General features: G+C 61.2%; 15 protein-coding genes. 7 read left to right on the forward strand and 8 right to left on the reverse strand.

All coding sequences use genetic code 11. The annotated features are described in order from the left end of the window. Nucleotides 1-22 precede the first annotated feature (22 nt). The 4 genes from tsdA to G9X67_RS02340 are packed head-to-tail and all read left to right on the forward strand — an operon-like array spanning nucleotide 23 to nucleotide 3224. Nucleotides 23-1003: a gamma-resorcylate decarboxylase gene (gene tsdA / locus G9X67_RS02325; protein WP_171597937.1), complete on the forward strand. Its 981-nt coding sequence runs from the start codon at nucleotides 23-25 to the stop codon at nucleotides 1001-1003. A gap of 1 nt (nucleotide 1004) precedes the next feature. Further along, nucleotides 1005-2063, forward strand: coding sequence for a maleylacetate reductase (locus G9X67_RS02330; RefSeq protein ID WP_171597938.1), 1059 nt, complete (start codon nucleotides 1005-1007; stop codon nucleotides 2061-2063). Between the two features lie 19 nt (nucleotides 2064-2082). Continuing rightward, nucleotides 2083-2931, forward strand: a complete 849-nt coding sequence (locus G9X67_RS02335) for a dioxygenase (RefSeq protein WP_171597939.1) — start codon at nucleotides 2083-2085, stop codon at nucleotides 2929-2931. Further along, nucleotides 2928-3224 carry a YciI family protein gene (locus tag G9X67_RS02340; RefSeq protein ID WP_171597940.1) on the forward strand — a complete coding sequence of 99 codons (297 nt, stop codon included), beginning with the start codon at nucleotides 2928-2930 and terminating at the stop codon, nucleotides 3222-3224. The genes G9X67_RS02335 and G9X67_RS02340 overlap by 4 nt, the downstream gene beginning before the upstream one ends. Before the next feature lie 25 nt (nucleotides 3225-3249). Here the strand turns inward: G9X67_RS02340 and ligD are convergent, their stop codons facing one another. The 8 genes from ligD to G9X67_RS02380 all read right to left on the reverse strand — a co-directional run bounded on the left by ligD (nucleotide 3250) and on the right by G9X67_RS02380 (nucleotide 11775). Continuing rightward, a complete protein-coding gene (ligD, locus tag G9X67_RS02345; protein WP_171597941.1) occupies nucleotides 3250-4299 on the reverse strand; it encodes a non-homologous end-joining DNA ligase in 1050 nt (349 codons plus the stop codon). Nucleotides 4300-4597: 298 nt separating this feature from the next. After that, the gene (locus tag G9X67_RS02350) at nucleotides 4598-5053 is read right to left on the reverse strand and encodes an RpiB/LacA/LacB family sugar-phosphate isomerase (protein WP_017996196.1); all 456 of its coding nucleotides are present in this window, start codon (nucleotides 5051-5053) and stop codon (nucleotides 4598-4600) included. An 11-nt stretch (nucleotides 5054-5064) separates the two neighbouring features. After that, nucleotides 5065-5835: a triose-phosphate isomerase gene (locus G9X67_RS02355; protein WP_171597942.1), complete on the reverse strand. Its 771-nt coding sequence runs from the start codon at nucleotides 5833-5835 to the stop codon at nucleotides 5065-5067. Continuing rightward, the gene (locus G9X67_RS02360; RefSeq protein WP_017991649.1) at nucleotides 5832-6608 is read right to left on the reverse strand and encodes a DeoR/GlpR family DNA-binding transcription regulator; all 777 of its coding nucleotides are present in this window, start codon (nucleotides 6606-6608) and stop codon (nucleotides 5832-5834) included. The genes G9X67_RS02355 and G9X67_RS02360 overlap by 4 nt, the downstream gene beginning before the upstream one ends. Nucleotides 6609-6707: 99 nt before the next feature. Next, nucleotides 6708-7643 carry a sugar-binding transcriptional regulator gene (locus G9X67_RS02365; protein WP_018480514.1) on the reverse strand — a complete coding sequence of 312 codons (936 nt, stop codon included), beginning with the start codon at nucleotides 7641-7643 and terminating at the stop codon, nucleotides 6708-6710. Between the two features lie 69 nt (nucleotides 7644-7712). Beyond that, nucleotides 7713-8645, reverse strand: a complete 933-nt coding sequence (locus tag G9X67_RS02370) for a TIM barrel protein (RefSeq protein ID WP_138332991.1) — start codon at nucleotides 8643-8645, stop codon at nucleotides 7713-7715. 11 nt (nucleotides 8646-8656) lie between these two features. Then, nucleotides 8657-10168: a glycerol-3-phosphate dehydrogenase gene (locus G9X67_RS02375; RefSeq protein WP_138332990.1), complete on the reverse strand. Its 1512-nt coding sequence runs from the start codon at nucleotides 10166-10168 to the stop codon at nucleotides 8657-8659. Nucleotides 10169-10200: 32 nt separating this feature from the next. Further along, complete coding sequence (locus G9X67_RS02380) at nucleotides 10201-11775, reverse strand: FGGY-family carbohydrate kinase (protein WP_246413284.1); 1575 nt, start codon at nucleotides 11773-11775, stop codon at nucleotides 10201-10203. Between the two features lie 756 nt (nucleotides 11776-12531). On the opposite strand from G9X67_RS02380, the gene G9X67_RS02385 reads away from it, so the two are divergent. The 3 genes from G9X67_RS02385 to G9X67_RS02395 are packed head-to-tail and all read left to right on the forward strand — an operon-like array spanning nucleotide 12532 to nucleotide 15804. After that, nucleotides 12532-13188 carry a DUF2291 family protein gene (locus G9X67_RS02385; RefSeq protein WP_171597943.1) on the forward strand — a complete coding sequence of 219 codons (657 nt, stop codon included), beginning with the start codon at nucleotides 12532-12534 and terminating at the stop codon, nucleotides 13186-13188. Beyond that, entirely contained in the window at nucleotides 13185-14729 is a 1545-nt protein-coding gene (locus G9X67_RS02390; protein ID WP_171597944.1) for a sugar ABC transporter ATP-binding protein, read from the forward strand. The genes G9X67_RS02385 and G9X67_RS02390 overlap by 4 nt, the downstream gene beginning before the upstream one ends. Nucleotides 14730-14751: 22 nt before the next feature. After that, a complete protein-coding gene (locus G9X67_RS02395) occupies nucleotides 14752-15804 on the forward strand; it encodes an ABC transporter permease (RefSeq protein WP_138388934.1) in 1053 nt (350 codons plus the stop codon). Nucleotides 15805-15897 lie beyond the last annotated feature (93 nt).

Consider the following 15897-nt stretch of genomic DNA (forward strand, 5'->3'; position numbering starts at 1 on the left):
AAGACAGGAAAGAGAGCATATCGTGCAAGGCAAGATCGCGCTTGAAGAACATTTCGCCATTCCCGAGACACTGCAGGATTCGGCTGGATTCGTGCCGGGCGACTACTGGACGGAACTGTCCGCCCGTCTCCTGGATATCCAGGGAAAGCGTTTGCGGCTGATGGATGCCCACGGCATCGAGAAAATGATCCTGTCGCTGAACGCTCCGGCCGTGCAGGCGATCCCGGATAAGGCAAAGGCCCTGGAGATTTCCCGACGCGCCAACGACTTTCTGGCGGAGCAATGCGTTAAGAACCCGAACCGCTTCCTGGGATTTGCAGCATTGCCGCTACAGGATCCGGATGCCGCAACACAGGAATTGCAGCGCTGCGTGACGACGATGGGTTTCGTCGGCGCACTGGTTAATGGTTTCTCGCAGGAAGGCGACGGTACGACGCCGCTCTACTACGACCTGCCGCAATACCGTCCGTTCTGGGCCGAAGTCGAAAAACTCAACGTTCCCTTCTATCTGCATCCGCGCAACCCTCTGCCGCAGGACAGCCGGATCTATGCTGGCCATTCCTGGCTGATGGGTCCGACATGGGCGTTCGCGCAGGAGACCGCCGTTCATGCGCTACGCTTGATGGGATCCGGCCTGTTTGACGAACATCCGGCCTTGCGGATCATCGTTGGCCACATGGGCGAGGGACTGCCATACATGATGTGGCGCATCGACAACCGGAATGCGTGGGTCAAGGTGGAAAAGAGCTATCCGGCCAAACGCCCGATTGCCGATTATTTCAACGAGAATTTCTACATCACGACGTCGGGGAACTTCCGCACGCAATCGCTGATCGATGCTATGCTGGAAATCGGCGCGGACCGAATTCTGTTCTCGACAGACTGGCCATTCGAGAACATCGACCATGCTGCAAACTGGTTCGACAGCACGACCATCTCCGAAGCCGACCGTCTGAAGATCGGTCGCACCAACGCGGTTTCACTCTTCAAACTCGATCGATAGCATGGTTACACCTTTCAGATACACGGCCAGCGCGGCCCAGGTCTTCTTCGGGAGTGGCTCGTTGAACCGTCTCGCCGAGGCGATTGCAGGACAGGGCGGCAAACGCGCCCTGATCCTTTCGACCCCGCACCAGAAAGCGGAGGCTGAACGCATCGCCGCTTCCCTCGGCCCGCTTGCGGCGGGACTATTCCACGATGCGACGATGCATACGCCGGTCGAGGTGACCGAGCGCGCAATGGCGGCATATAACGCAGCCGGTGCCGATTGCGTCGTCGCGATCGGCGGCGGATCGACGATCGGTCTCGGCAAGGCAATCGCCTATCGCAACGACGCGCCACAAATCGTGGTGGCGACGACCTATGCGGGGTCGGAGGTTACACCGATCCTCGGCCAGACAGAAAACGGGCAGAAGACGACGGTCCGCGGGGCCGGCATCCTGCCCGAAGTGGTGATCTACGACCCTGAATTGACATTGGGATTGCCGGTCAACATCAGCGTCAGCAGCGGGCTCAATGCAATGGCGCATGCGGTCGAAGGTCTCTATGCGCAGGATCGCAATCCCATTTCGTCAATGATGGCGATCGAGGGCCTGCGCGCGCTGAAGCAGGCTTTGCCTCAAATCGTCAATGCCCCTGGGGACATCGAGCCGCGAAGCGAAGCGCTTTACGGTTCCTGGCTGTGCGGCACGGTGCTCGGAGCGGTTGGCATGGCCCTGCATCACAAGCTCTGCCATACGCTGGGCGGTAGCTTCGATCTGCCGCATGCGGAAACCCATGCTGTCATTCTTCCCCATTCTGCTGCCTATAACGCCGTAGCCGCAGCGGATGCGCTAAAACCGGCTGCCGATCTTTTCGGCGGCTCGCCGGGCAGCGGTCTTTATGATTTTGCCGCTTCGATCGGCGCGCCCTTGGCGCTGCGCGATCTGGGTATGAAGGAAGCCGATCTGGACCGTGCGGCGGAACTCGCCGCCCAGAACCCCTACTGGAACCCGCGCCCGATCGAACGGGAAGCGATCCGGGCTTTGTTGCAGAGCGCCTGGGAAGGCTCGCGGCCGCGTTAATGTTTAGGAGGATGGCCACGTGCCTGAATATTTCACCGAAGAGAGATCCGTGGAAGCCGTCAACTCGCGGATGGGGCGGGGCGTTGATCCGCGCCTTGCCGAAGTCATGGCGTCGCTGGTCAAGCACCTGCATGCCTTTGCCAAGGACATCAGCCTGACCCAGGAGGAATGGGAGCTGGCCATCGGCTTCCTGACCCGCACCGGCCATCTCTGTCATGACGAGCGGCAGGAGTTCATCCTGCTCAGCGATACGCTGGGTTTGTCGATGCTGGTGGATGCAATCAACAACCGGCGTCCGCCAGGCGCCACGGAAAATACCGTGTTTGGACCATTCCATGTCGAAGGGGCGCCCATCCGGCAGATGGGTGAAAACATCTCGCTCGACGGCAAGGGAGAGAGCTGTCTCTTCATCGGGCGAGTGCTGGATCTTGACGGCAATCCGATCGAGGGAGCTTGGATCGATGTATGGTCGGATAATTCCGATGGCTTCTACGACGTCCAGCAGCCGGATATCCAGCCGAAGTGGAACAACCGGGGCATTTTCGTCACCGGCGCAGATGGAGCCTATAGCTTCGCCGGCATAAAGCCGGTTTCCTATCCGATCCCGGATGATGGCCCGGTCGGCCAGATGTTGACGTCCCTGGGCCGCCATCCCTACCGTCCTGCCCATACCCATTACCTGATCACCGCTTCAGGTTATCAGAAGCTGGTAACCCACACGTTTGTCGGCGACGACCCCTATCTGGAATCCGATACGGTGTTTGGTGTCAAAAACAGCCTGGTCGCGCCTTTCGAGCGTGTCGATCATCCGACGATCTGGCGCTCCGATTTCGATTTCGTGCTGACGCCGGTGGAGAATAGACAATGATCGTAGCCCGCTACGCGATATCCGACCCCGGCAAGGCTGCCGAACGCTCCCGATTGCTCGATGAGCACAAGGCCTATCTGCATGGCGCGGCGATCCGCATCCTGCTGTCCGGACCTTCCGCACCGCCAGCGGAGGGCAAGGGTTCCACCGCAATCGTGATGGCGCGAGTCGAAACGCTCGCCGAGTTCGAGGCGTTCAGCGCAGGAGACCCCTTCGTCCGCTCCGGTGTTTACGCGAGCGTCGATATATTCGAATGGCGGCCCAGTTTTGGGCTTCTTCTGGAGAGTCTCTGATCGGCGTTTTACCTGCTGAAAGCGATCAGATGTAGGTCATATCGAAGACAGCGGCGTTGTCTTGAACCTCGCGCAGCCCCTTGTACGAGGCATGGCGGAGATTGCCATCATCCGTCCAGCCGCGAAACTCGATCTCGGCGATCAGCGTCGGCTGCACGAGGACGAGGCGCTTGCCCTTCAGGGGAACAACGGGCCGGCTCGTCTTCAACCGGTCCAGCGTCTTTTTCAGGTATTCAGCATCGCTCGTACCGAAACCGGTTCCGACGGAGCCAACGTAAATCCAGTCGAGGCCTCGTCTGCCGGCCAACAGCAGCCTGCCGATCCCGCCGCGGGCGGATGCGGACTGCTCATAACCGACGATCATGAAGCTCTCGCTCTGGACGCATTTGATCTTCAGCCAGTCGCCCGTGCGGCCGCTGCCGTAGGGCCGGTCGCGATGCTTGGCGATGATGCCTTCCAGATGTCGATGGCAGGCGTGCTCGAGGAGTTCTTCGGCCGGCAGCTCTATCTCCTCGGAGAGGCGGATCGCTTTATCGTCGCCTTCCGGTATCAGGTCTTCAAGCAGGTGCCGGCGTACCTCAAGCTCGGTGCCGGTCAGATCGTGTCCATCGAGATAAAGAAGGTCGAAGGCGACGAGGATCGACTCGGTCGAGACACGCCTGCCGCCCCGCCCGCCGAGCGAGCGCTGCAGGGCGCCAAAATCCGATCGGCCATGATCATCGAGTACAACCGCCTCGCCATCGAGAATGGCGGTCGTCACGCCAAGCTTTTTCGCTGCGGCGGCGATGGTGGGGAAGCGGTGGGTCCAGTCATGGCCACCGCGAGTGAGGACCCGCACCCCTTTCGGCTCAACGTGGATTGCCAAACGATAGCCATCCAGCTTCACCTCGTAGAGCCAGTCCGGTCCCACGGGCACGGTCGGCTTCAGCAGCGCAAGGCAGGGCTCGACGCGCGACGGCATTGGATCGAAGGGCAGACTGGGCTGGTCGGGGTCGCGCTTGCGGATCGGACGAGACTGCAGCGTTGAGCGAGATTCGTCGAGCAAGGGCAGAATGGGGCGGCGCGGGCGCTTCATGAGTATGTCCGACGCCTCCCCGGCTGGATTTCGGCGTCGACCGAGTTGCGCAGAACATTCATGGTTCTGATGACATTGCTCGGTGCCGGCCCTTGCTTTTCCCTGCTCTTGGGCTTTGCCCTGTACGGCCTTTTCATCTGCTTCTTCTTCGCTTCGATGGCAACAACGCGACTCAACCGAATCATTCGGCCGATTGTTCCGAGTCGAAACGAATCTCAATTCAACGACTTAACGTGTCGGTGCCTCCGGCCCGAAATCGCTGCCGGATCTGGATCGGGCCGAGCAGTCGTCCCATTCTTCAACGGGCGCTGTACTTCGCGTCGAGATCATCCATGGCCTTGACGTTACCGGCAGAGCGGCCGTTCTCGTCGAAGGTCTGGGCAAGAAACGCGTCAGCGATCGACTTTGCAAGCTCGGTTCCGATGACGCGGGCTCCCATGGTGATGATCTGCGCATTGTTGGAAAGCGCGGCACGCTCGGCAGAATAGGTGTCGTGCGTCAGGGCGGCGCGGATGCCCGGAACCTTGTTGGCCGAGATGCAGACGCCGATGCCGGTGCCGCAAACGAGGATCGCCTTGTCGTAGGTGCCGTCGATGACGCCCGAGGCAACGCGATCCGAGAGGTTGGCGTAGAAAGGATCGGCACCGGCGCTCGTGCGCGAGACTTCGTAGACGTCGAAGCGCTCTTTCAAATGGTCGGCCAGGATCTTGGCGAGGCCTTCGCCGGCGCTGTCTCCTGCAATGGCAAGTTTCATTGTCTTTCTCCTCAGAGTTTGGCGGCGCATTTGGCCAGGATGTCGAGGTAGCCTTCGACATTCCAGGCCGAACGGCCGATGAAGAGCCCGTCGATATGCGGGCTCGAAATCAGTTCTTCGCAGTTCTGCGGGTTGACCGACCCGCCATAAAGGCAGGGGATCTTCCGGCCCAGCACAGTTTCGGCAACGGCGATGATTTCAGACTGGCGGGCATCCGCATAATCCGCGGTCGCCGGGATGCCCTTCTCGCCGATCGCCCAGACCGGCTCGTAGGCCAGCAGGATTTCGGCGCCTTTCTGGGCGCCCGAAAGTTTCGAAAGCGCGCCGCGCACCTGGGTTGCCAGGATGTCGGCAGCCTTTCCACTTTCGCGGTCGGAAAGCGTCTCGCCAATGCAGATCAGAGGAATGAGACCGTGGCGAACGGCCGCTTCGGTCTTCAGACCCACAGTCTCGTCGGTCTCTCCAAAATGTTCGCGCCGCTCGGAATGGCCGAGCTCCACGAGATCGAGATTGCAGTCCTTCAGCATTACCGGCGAGACTTCGCCGGTCCAGGCGCCCTGGTCGGCCCAATGCATGTTCTGGGCGCCGACCTTCACCGAGGTCTTGGCAAGCAGCGACTTGACCTCGCGCACCGCTGTGAAGGGCGGAATCACAAAGCGCTGGATACGCGGCTCGCGCGCGGCATCGGCAGCCTCGAGGCCGCGGGCGAAATGCCCGGCTTCAGCAAGCGTCTTGTTCATCTTCCAGCTGGTGCCAATCCAGAAGCGCGGCTTTTCGGTCATGTCGGATCCTGCGTTGATGCGATGGTGAGCGTAATGCCCGCCTGCTCGAATTCCTCCAGGACAGCAGCATCCGGTGCGCTGTCGGTGATAATCGCGTCGAAGTCGGCTAGATCCGCCATGACATGCAAGGCGGTGTGGCCGATGCGCTGATGGTTGACCAGAAGGCAAGTCCTGGTCGATGACGCGATCATCGCCCGTTTGGCGCGCACGACGTTATCGTCCATGTGATAGGCGCGCCCGCCGCTGACGGCCGGCGTCGAAATGAAGGCGATGTCGGCTCTCAGCCGCGACAGTGCCTCCTCGGTAACAACCCCGAGATAGGCGTTGAATTTGGCCGAGTAGATGCCGCCGAGCGCGATCAGCGTGATGCCTGTTTCGCCTTTCAGCCGCTCCATGATCGCCGCATTGTTGGTGATCAACGTCAGCGGCCGCTTCTGCAGCAGCATTTCGCCGAGCACGGCGGCCATCGAGCCGTCGTTTACCATCACCGTCATTCCCGGCTCGACCAGTTCCAGCGCGGTCTCAGCCATTGCCAGCTTTGCCTCGCTGCCTTGGCGCTCGCGAATGCGGAAGTCGCTTTCGAACTGCGTTCCGGCATCAATGGTCGCGCCACCGCGAACCTTGCGCAGGACGCCCGCCTGCTCGAGATCGTCGAGATCGCGATGGATCGTCATCTTTGACACGGTGAAGCGATCGGCAAGATCGTCGAGATCGACGGTCTTGTTTTCGACGAGCAGGTTGACGATCAACTGCTGCCGCTCTTCCCGCCTCATCCCGGTCTCCACCTCATTTGATGTTAAGATAACGGAGTATGCGCGATAATCAACATTTATTATGTTATTTTGCGATAAAATATTGTTGTGTTTCCATAGCTACTTCAGCAGCGCCTGCGCGGTTCGTTCGTCGGTGATCAGCCCGAAAAGACGGCGGCTATTCAGAATTGCCCGGATGGCCGCCACTTTCGACTGTCCGCCCGCCAGCGCCACGAGCCGCTCTTTCTTGGTCTTGGGAAAAGACGCGGAGAGCGTGCGCGCCGTCAGCGCGGTGTCGAGGATATGGCCGTCGGCGTCGAAAAAATGACCGAGGATTTCGCCGACGCCGCCCGCGGCAGCGATGTCGTCGATTTCACCGGGTTCGACCATGCCGGACAAAACCAGCTGCGCCTCGGCATCGACAGTTCCCAGGCCGACGAGCTTCAGATCGGCATTATTGGCAAGATCGAAGACTTCCTTGACGGCACGCTGCGCCTTCAGCACTTCGCGATCCTCGCCGGTATTGGCGAAAAAGGGAACCGGCATGACATAGGCATGGGCGCCGGTCTTTTCGGCAATGCGATGCATCACGTCATAGGGATTGGCGCCGTAGTTTCGTGTCAGCCCGCCAAGCAAAGAGACGAAGCGCAGGTTCTTCGCACTCACCCTCGGCATATATTGCACGGCAGCGGAAAGCGTGCGGCCATGACCAAGGCCGATGACCGTATTGTCGCCGCGCTCGATCTCGCGCTTGAGATAGCCGGCGCCGGCATGGCCGAGCGCGCGCAGCGGCAAGCCTTCCTCGCCGAGATCGGGGGCGACCTCGCAATATTGAAGCCCGAACCGTTCCGAAAGCCGCATCTCCAGCTCGACGCATTCGACGATATCCCCGTCGATGGTAACTTTGACGACGCCATCGGCGACCGCTCTGGCGATCAGGCGATGGGCCTTTACCGACGGCACGCCGAGGCGGCGCGCAACGTCGGACTGCGTCAGGCCACCGGCATAATGAAGCCAGGCAGCACGCACGGCAAGCGTATCATCGGCGTCCGTCATCACGGCTCCTTTTCGAAGGTCATGCGGCGATTCCGCCGTATGCAGTGCTGCCTTTTAAAGATCTCCGCCTCAGATGTTCAAGTCGGCGGCGCCGGTGTCGATATGCGGCGCCCAGAAGGCGACGCTTTCGGCAATCTGCGGAATGACCTGGCGATCATTCGGCTCGCGTTCCTTGAAGGAGAGTTCCAGGCAGATTTCATTGTCCTTCGCCCCACCTTCGGCCAGCGCCTGGAGCAGAGGTGCCGGCTGGATGCGGCCCTTGGCGTTGAATTCGGCGGTAAAGGGCCGGTGCCCGCCCTTGTCCATCAGGCTCTGTTTGATGTGGATGATCGGCGATACCGGTGGGACGGCGCGCGCCCAGGCATAGGGGTCGTAGTCGTCGGGGTTGGCAGAGGTGATATCGCCATGATCGATGTCGGCCATCATCCACATCGGGATGGCCATTCCGGCGGCTGTCAGCCGCTCCTGCAGCGACAGGCAGGCGCCGATCGTCTCGCCGAACTCGCGGCCGATGCTCATCGGCTCCCAGAACATGTAGGAGAGGCCTGCGGCGCGCGCATGCTCGGCGACATCGGCCCAACAATCGATGGCGGTCTTGATCAGTTCCTCGCGTCTGGCCGGATCGTCGAAGTCCTTATAGGTGAAGATCGCAAATTGCGTGCCGACCGAATGGCCGCCGAGATCGGCGGTGATGTCGGCAAAGGTCTTGAACCAGTCGACGTAGTAGCGGCGCACATCGGCATCCGGATGTCCGAAATGGTTGAGGCGCCCATAGGGGCCCGTCATTCCCGAGGTAACCCGCACCCCCGTGCGCTTCAGCGCAGCGCTCATCGTGCGCGTCAGGCGGCGGATCACCGGCGCTTGCCAGCTCGGATTGATGAACTCGTGGGTCAGTTGGAGGTCGCGGATCCGCAAGTCATGCGCAACCGTGTCGATCAGATCGTCTGGGTCGGCGAAGCGGTTCACCAGCGGATTGGTATTGAGCGAAAGGGTCAGCGGCATGGCGGCATCCTTCAGGCGGCGGCAAGGCGGGTGGAAGCAAACCACTCGCCAAAGGCCGCGCGCTCCGCTTCGTTCAGATGGAGGTAGTGTTTGGTGCGGCGATAGAGGATGTCCTCGGCCGTTTCGGCCCATTCCGTGGCGACGAGATAGCGGGCCTCGGCCTCATAGAGCTGACCGCCGAAATGCCGCCCAAGCCCTTCCATACCTGTCGCGCCGGCAACCACGTTCCTGGCGCGGGCGCCATAGAGACGGCCGTAGTGATGCACGAGTTTGCGCGGCATCCAGGGATAGATATCGCGCAGGCTGTTGGCGAAGGTCTCGTAATCGGCATTCGGAATTTCGCCGCCGGGCAGTGGCGCCTTCTCCGTCCAGTCGCCTCCCATGTTCGGGAAGATATGCTTCAGGCGCTGCATGCCGCGTTCGGCGAGCTCGCGGAATGTGGTGATCTTGCCGCCGAAGACGTTGAGCAGCGGAGCGCCGCCTGTCTCGTCGAGATCGAAGACATAGTCGCGGGTAACGGCGGACGGGTTGCCCTTTCCATCGTCAAACAGCGGGCGCACGCCGGAGAAGCTGTGCAGCACGTCGTGGCGACGCAGCTTTTCCTTGAAATAGCGATTGACCGCCTGGAGCAGATACTCGATCTCCGTCTCGTCGGCGGCAACATCCTCGGCCCGGCCTTCGTAAGCGATATCGGTCGTCCCGATCAGCGCCTTGTCGCCCTCGTAGGGATTGATGAAAATGACGCGTTTGTCGTGGTTCTGCACCAGATAGGCATTGGCGCCTGCCCAGAACTTCGGCACGATGATGTGGCTGCCCTTGACGAGGCGGACGTTGCGGCCGGAGTTCGATCCGGCGACGCGATTGATGATGTCCATCACCCAGGGGCCGGCGCAGTTCACCAGACATTTGGCGCGGAAGGTTCGCGTCTCTCCCGTGGTGTTGCTTTTCGTGACTACGGTCCAACCGCCGTTCTCGCGACGGGCCGACACGGCCGGCGAGCGGGTCAGCACCAGAGCGCCGTTTTCCGCTGCGCTGACCGCATTCAAGGTCACGAGGCGGGCGTCGTCGACCCAGCAATCGGAATATTCAAAGCCGCGTGTGTATTGATCGAGGATCGGCGTGCCTTCCGGGTCGCGGAGCAGATTGAGCGTTCGGGTCCCGGGCAGCTTCTTGCGGCCGCCGAGATGATCGTAGAGGAAGAGGCCGAGCCGCACGAGCCATGCGGGGCGATCCTCAGGGCTGTGCGGCAGGACGAAGCGCATCGGCCAGATGATATGCGGCGCGGCGTTGAGCAGCACTTCACGCTCGATCAGCGCCTCACGCACCAGGCGGAATTCGTAATATTCGAGGTAACGCAGACCTCCATGCACCAGCTTGCCCGAGCGCGACGAGGTTCCCTGGGCCAGGTCGTCCTTTTCGCACAGCACGACCTTCAGGCCGCGGCCGGCAGCATCGCGTGCTATCCCCGCGCCGTTGATGCCTCCGCCGATGACGAAGAGATCCAGGAGTTCGGGTTCGGTCATGTCATGCTCCTTCGATGCCTGCTGCATCAGAATTACGCGCCCACCGGCGACGTCGTTGCGGCTTCGGCAAGCTTGTCCCAGGCGGGCGCCATTGCCTGGCGTACATCGGTGTAGGCAGAAAAAAGCCGGTCGAACCGGTGGGCCTCGCTGGCATCCGGTATCTCCGGATCGCCGAGCAGCGGCGTCACCCAGTCGTCAATGCAATCGTCCATGCTGGAATAGACGCCGACAGCCACCGCGGCCATCATCGCCACGCCGGCCGCCCCTGTCTCCTCGCGGCGCGACTGGCGGATCGGTGCGTTGACGGCGGCCGAAAGTGAGTGGCGAAGGGCGACGGAGCGTGTTGCCCCGCCGGTGACCCGCAGCTCTTCGGGCATCGCGCCCATCGCCGAGTAGCAGTCGCGGGTGGCAAGCCCCAACCCTTCGATCACGCTGCGCAGCAGGTCGGGGAAGCCGTGACGCATCGAAAGCCCGGTGAAGCCCGCGCGCGCATTGGCGTTGACGAAAGGACCACGTTCGCCCGCTTCGGAAATGTAGGGATGGTAAAGCACCGACCCCGGTCGGCTTTCTGCAAACCAGCCGTCGATGCGCGCAATGAGGTCTGCATGCGAAGCAGGCTTGCCCGCCTCGGCCATGAGATAGGCGGCGACATCGAGGATCCAGTCGATGTTGATCGTGGCGCCCATATTCGTCTGGACCTGAGTGACGATGCCGGGAATGGGCAGGGCGATCACATAGCCGGTGCCCTCCCGATTGAGCTGAACGTCGGCAACGGACTTGGCGCGCAAATGCACGCCGGTCGAGCCGATCGTCGAGCAGGCGGCGTTGCGAGCGCCGCTGCGCACGCCTGCACCAAGCGCCGTCATCACCATGTCGACATAGCCGAGGCAGACCGGCGTTCCGGCAAGAAGCCCGCAGGCCTTCGCCGCCTCCGATGTCAGCGGGTGGCTGATCTCGCTGCCGTCGATGATTTCGGGCAGAAGCCCCCGTCGGTGGTCAAGGCCGAGCGCGTCGATCACGACCGCATCATACTGGCGCGTTCTGAAATTGCCGAAGGTGAAACTCGCCTCCGATGGATCGGTTGCCCGCACGCCTGTGAGGTTGAGATAGAGCCAGTCCTTGCAGTGCAGCGCCGTCTCCGCTCGATCGAGAAGGTCCGGCGTGAAGCGGTCCATATGGGCGAGTTGCGCGCCCTGCTGGCACGTGTTGAGGCCGGTGCCCGTTGCCTCGAAGCGGGCACGGTTCTGCGCCCCGCCGGCCAGCGACGTCACTGTCGGCGCGGCGCGCGCGTCGAGCCACAGCCAAGCATCGGCAACCGGCCTGTTGCCGCGGCCGACGAGCCATGTGCCGTCGCCCTGTCCGGTGACGGCGATGGCTGCGGTGCGTGATGCGAGGTCGGGGACTTTTTCGCCAAGGCCACGCAACGCGCTGGCGCAATCGAGCCAGGTCCGATCCAGCGACTGCGTTGCCGAACCATCGTCTCCGGTCGCGTATCGGTTGCGAACGGAGGCCGTGGCGAGCTGGCGGCCGGACAGATCGAAGGCGACCGCCTTGATGACCGAGGTGCCGGCATCTATCCCAATGATGATCTTCTCGGTCGATGTCATTGCAGGCTTATCTCGCCATCCTAGCAAGTGTCACGGCGGGCAATACGCGCATCAAATTCATCTGCAGTCCTCCCGATCCCTCAACTCGTCTGGCATGATGCATCCGGCTGCCAACTTCGGTTTTTAACCCAGATCGAGCGCGCAGCCGAACCTCCTAAGCTCGCTTGAAAATATAACATAAAGATACCATAATGCCAGTAAGATTTTTCTAGCGATGTAATTTTTTTCATCTAAAATAGAAGGGTACGGAAGTTAAGCTTGTGCCGCCCAGCGATTGCCGTGCGGCATTGGAAACGGCAGCGCCCGCGATGCTCAACGTGCAAACTATTGATTTAAAATCAGCTATATACAGCCGTAACGCAATCGAATGACGTGCGTGAAGATGTTAGCATTTGCCGCCCCTTTCTGCTGCAGCGCAGCATGATAAACAAGATGTGAGATCGTGCATTTTAATCGAGATACCGCGGAAGCGCCGTTGACAGCTCATAAAATTTATAACATCATTTGCGGCATAAATAACATACTTCTATCACGGAAGCGCTCTTCCTGATGGAGAATTTACAGATCCAGGCGGTTGGAGGAGACAAGCGCCGGTCTTGTTGAGGAGGCTTCCGATGCGAATTTTCGTCCAGAGTTGCGCTCTTGCGGGCGGCCCGCCGGCATCTGTTCCGGTGCGACGCAATGCTTCAGCACACCAGCGATCATCATCGCGCTAACCCTCTCCATCTCGCCATTCCAAGCCAAGGCCGTCCGGACATGAGTACTTCGCCCGATTATCCAGCATCAAAGCCGAGCAGCGGCAATCGCACGCTCCTTGTCAGCGCGGCGTTGGCGGTCATCGTCGTTGCAGCGATCGCGTTCGATACGACGGTCGTCAGGATCGGCTCCGAAAACGATGTCCGGCAGCAGGTATTCTCTCCGGAAACCTTCGGCGCCGAGCAGTTCCCGAAGATCAAGGCGAATGTCGAAGAGCGGGCCGTTGCGGCCGCCGATCTCGCGGCCGCCATTGCCGCCGATAAGAAGGCGGCGGCCGAGAAATACGGCACCGCAACGAGCACCGGCCCGGTTATTCCCCTCACGCTGACCGGCGTTTTCGGCGCCCGCAAGTCGAACACCAACGAAATGAAGATCGATGGGTTGCCTCCCGAGACGGTGGTCCGTGTCCAGACCGGCCCTGCGGTCAACGGCACGGACCTCCGCGATGCAACCGGCACCATCGAATTCGGCCAGTTTACCAACCAGATCCAGTATCAGGATGCCGGCTCGGCCATCAATAACGAGATGAAGAAGGCGGTTTTCGCGGGCCTGGATGCTGATGCCCTGGACGGAAAGCAGGCGACCGTCGTCGGCGTTTTCAAGCTCATCAACCCGAAGAACTGGCTGGTCACGCCGGTGAAGGTCGAGCTCAAATGAACCAGCCGCAACGCAGCAACGGGGCGATAGGCGAGGTCGTCCTCGCTGCCCGCAATATCGCAAAATCCTACGGCAGCGTTCACGCCCTCAAGGGAGTGAACTTCGACATCCATCGGGGCCAAGTCACAACGCTATTCGGGGAGAATGGCGCGGGCAAGTCGACCTTGATGAAGATCCTTTCCGGTGTCGCGCAGCCAAGCTCCGGCGAGATCATTCTCGATGGCTCGCCGATCAGCTTTACCTCGTCGACCCATGCCCGCGAGTGCGGGATCTCCATCATTCACCAGGAGCTCAGCCTCGCGCCCAATCTCAGTGTGCGCGACAATATTTTCATGGGCCGGGAGATCATCAAGGGCGGTGTTGTCGATTTCGCGGAAGAGGCGCGTCAGACCCGCGCGCTGATGGAGGAGCTCGAGGAAGACATCGATCCACTGACGCGCGTCGAGGATCTTCGCCTCGGCCAGCAGCAGATCGTCGAAATTGCCCGGGCGCTCTCCGTCAATTCGCGCATCCTGATCATGGACGAGCCGACCTCGGCGCTGAGCGCGACCGAGGTGGAAGTGCTCTTCAAGGTCATCCACGATCTGACGAGTCGCGGCGTGTCGATCGTCTACATCTCGCATCATCTGGAAGAGGCGCTGCAGATCACCAATCACGCCGTCGTTCTGCGCGACGGAAACATGACAGCCTATGCCGAGCGCAAGGATATCGATCTCGAGTGGATCGTCCGCAACATGGTCGGCGAGAATTTCGACCTCGGCAGCCCGCCGCAAGCTCACCAGTTCGGAAACGTCTCGCTTTCCATCGAAAATCTCAGTGTCCCGGGTCCCTCCGGCGCTGCCTATAATGCAGTCGATCGTCTGTCTCTCAAGGTGCGTGCCGGCGAGATCGTCTGCATCTACGGTCTGATGGGCGCCGGGCGCACGGAACTGCTCGAGTGTATTGCCGGACGTCTGCGCGCAAGTGGCGGACAGGTTCTGCTCGAAGGACAGGACGTCAGTGGGCTCAGCATCGCCGGGCGCATTGCCAGCGGTCTCGTGCTCGTGCCCGAAGATCGCCAGCGCGACGGTCTCGTCCAGACGATGACGGTCGGCTCCAATCTGTCGCTTGCGAGTATCCGCGCCTTCACCAAAGGGCTTTTCACCTCCGGCCATCGCGAGCGCGATCTCGTCAATGACGCGATCCGGCGGGTGCATGTGAAAACCGATGGCGGTGCAGCTTCGATCGGCTCGCTCTCCGGCGGCAACCAGCAGAAGGTCGTCATCGGCAAGATGCTGGCAACCCAGCCGAAGGTCATCCTGCTCGATGAGCCAAGCCGCGGCATCGACATCGGCGCCAAGGCGGAAGTTTTCAAATTGCTCGCGGAGCGCGCCAAGCAGGGATTGGCGGTCATCTATTCGACGTCCGAAGTCAATGAATGCCTGAGCATCGCGCACCGCATCATCGTCATGCATCGCGGCAGGATATCGGCCGAGTTCGGCTCGGATGTCACCAAGGAAAAGATCATGGCCGCCTCCGGCGAAGCCGTGGTCGCGCACTAGCCTGGATTATGGAGCACTGATTATGTCAGTCACGAACATCACCGAAAAGAAATCAGTTTCCAGTGGGCAGAAGCGCAATACCAATATCGTGCGTCTCATTCTGGAGGGCCGGGCCTTCTTCGCGCTGATCGTCATCATCGCGGTCTTCTCGTTCCTGTCGCCCTATTACTTCACCCTGAACAACTTCCTGATCATGGCGTCGCACGTCGCGATCTTCGGCATTCTGGCGATCGGCATGCTGCTCGTCATCCTGAATGGCGGCATCGATCTGTCGGTCGGCTCGACGCTTGGGCTTGCAGGCTGCATCGCCGGTTTCCTGATGCAGGGCGTCACGCTCACTTATTTCGGCGTCATCCTCTATCCGCCGGTCTGGGCCGTCGTCGTCATCACATGTGCGCTCGGTGCGCTGGTCGGTGCGGTCAATGGCGTGCTGATCGCCTATCTCAAGGTGCCGGCCTTCGTCGCCTCGCTCGGCGTGCTCTACGTGGCCCGCGGTATCGCGCTCTTGATGACCAACGGCCTGACCTACAACAATCTTGGTGGCCGTCCGGAACTCGGCAATACCGGCTTCGACTGGCTCGGCTTCAACCGGCTCGCAGGCATTCCGATCGGCGTCATCGTGCTTGCGGTTCTCGCGATCATTTGCGGCATCGTGCTGAGCCGCACCGCCTTCGGCCGCTGGCTCTACGCCTCAGGCGGTAACGAGCGAGCTGCCGACCTCTCCGGCGTCCCGGTCAAGCGCGTGAAGATCATCGTCTATGTGCTTTCGGGCGTCTGCGCTGCGATTGCCGGCCTGGTCCTCTCCTCGCAGCTGACCTCAGCCGGTCCGACGGCAGGCACAACCTACGAACTGACGGCGATCGCAGCCGTGGTCATCGGCGGTGCGGCGCTGACCGGCGGCCGCGGTACGGTCCGCGGCACCATGCTCGGCGCCTTCGTTATCGGCTTCCTTTCGGACGGCCTCGTGATCATCGGCGTCTCGGCCTACTGGCAGACCGTATTCACCGGCGCTGTGATCGTTCTCGCCGTCCTCATGAACAGCATCCAATACGGCCGCCGGGTCAAATCGTCCTGACGGCTACGACCGAAACTTATCCACGACGGCAGGCTGGACTCCAGGAAAGCCGATTGGGGAAAGCAACGCCGGATCACCGGCAATAACTGAGCT

This window comes from Rhizobium sp. WYCCWR 11152, from assembly GCF_013087615.1.
Taxonomy (GTDB): Bacteria; Pseudomonadota; Alphaproteobacteria; order Rhizobiales; family Rhizobiaceae; genus Rhizobium; species Rhizobium indicum.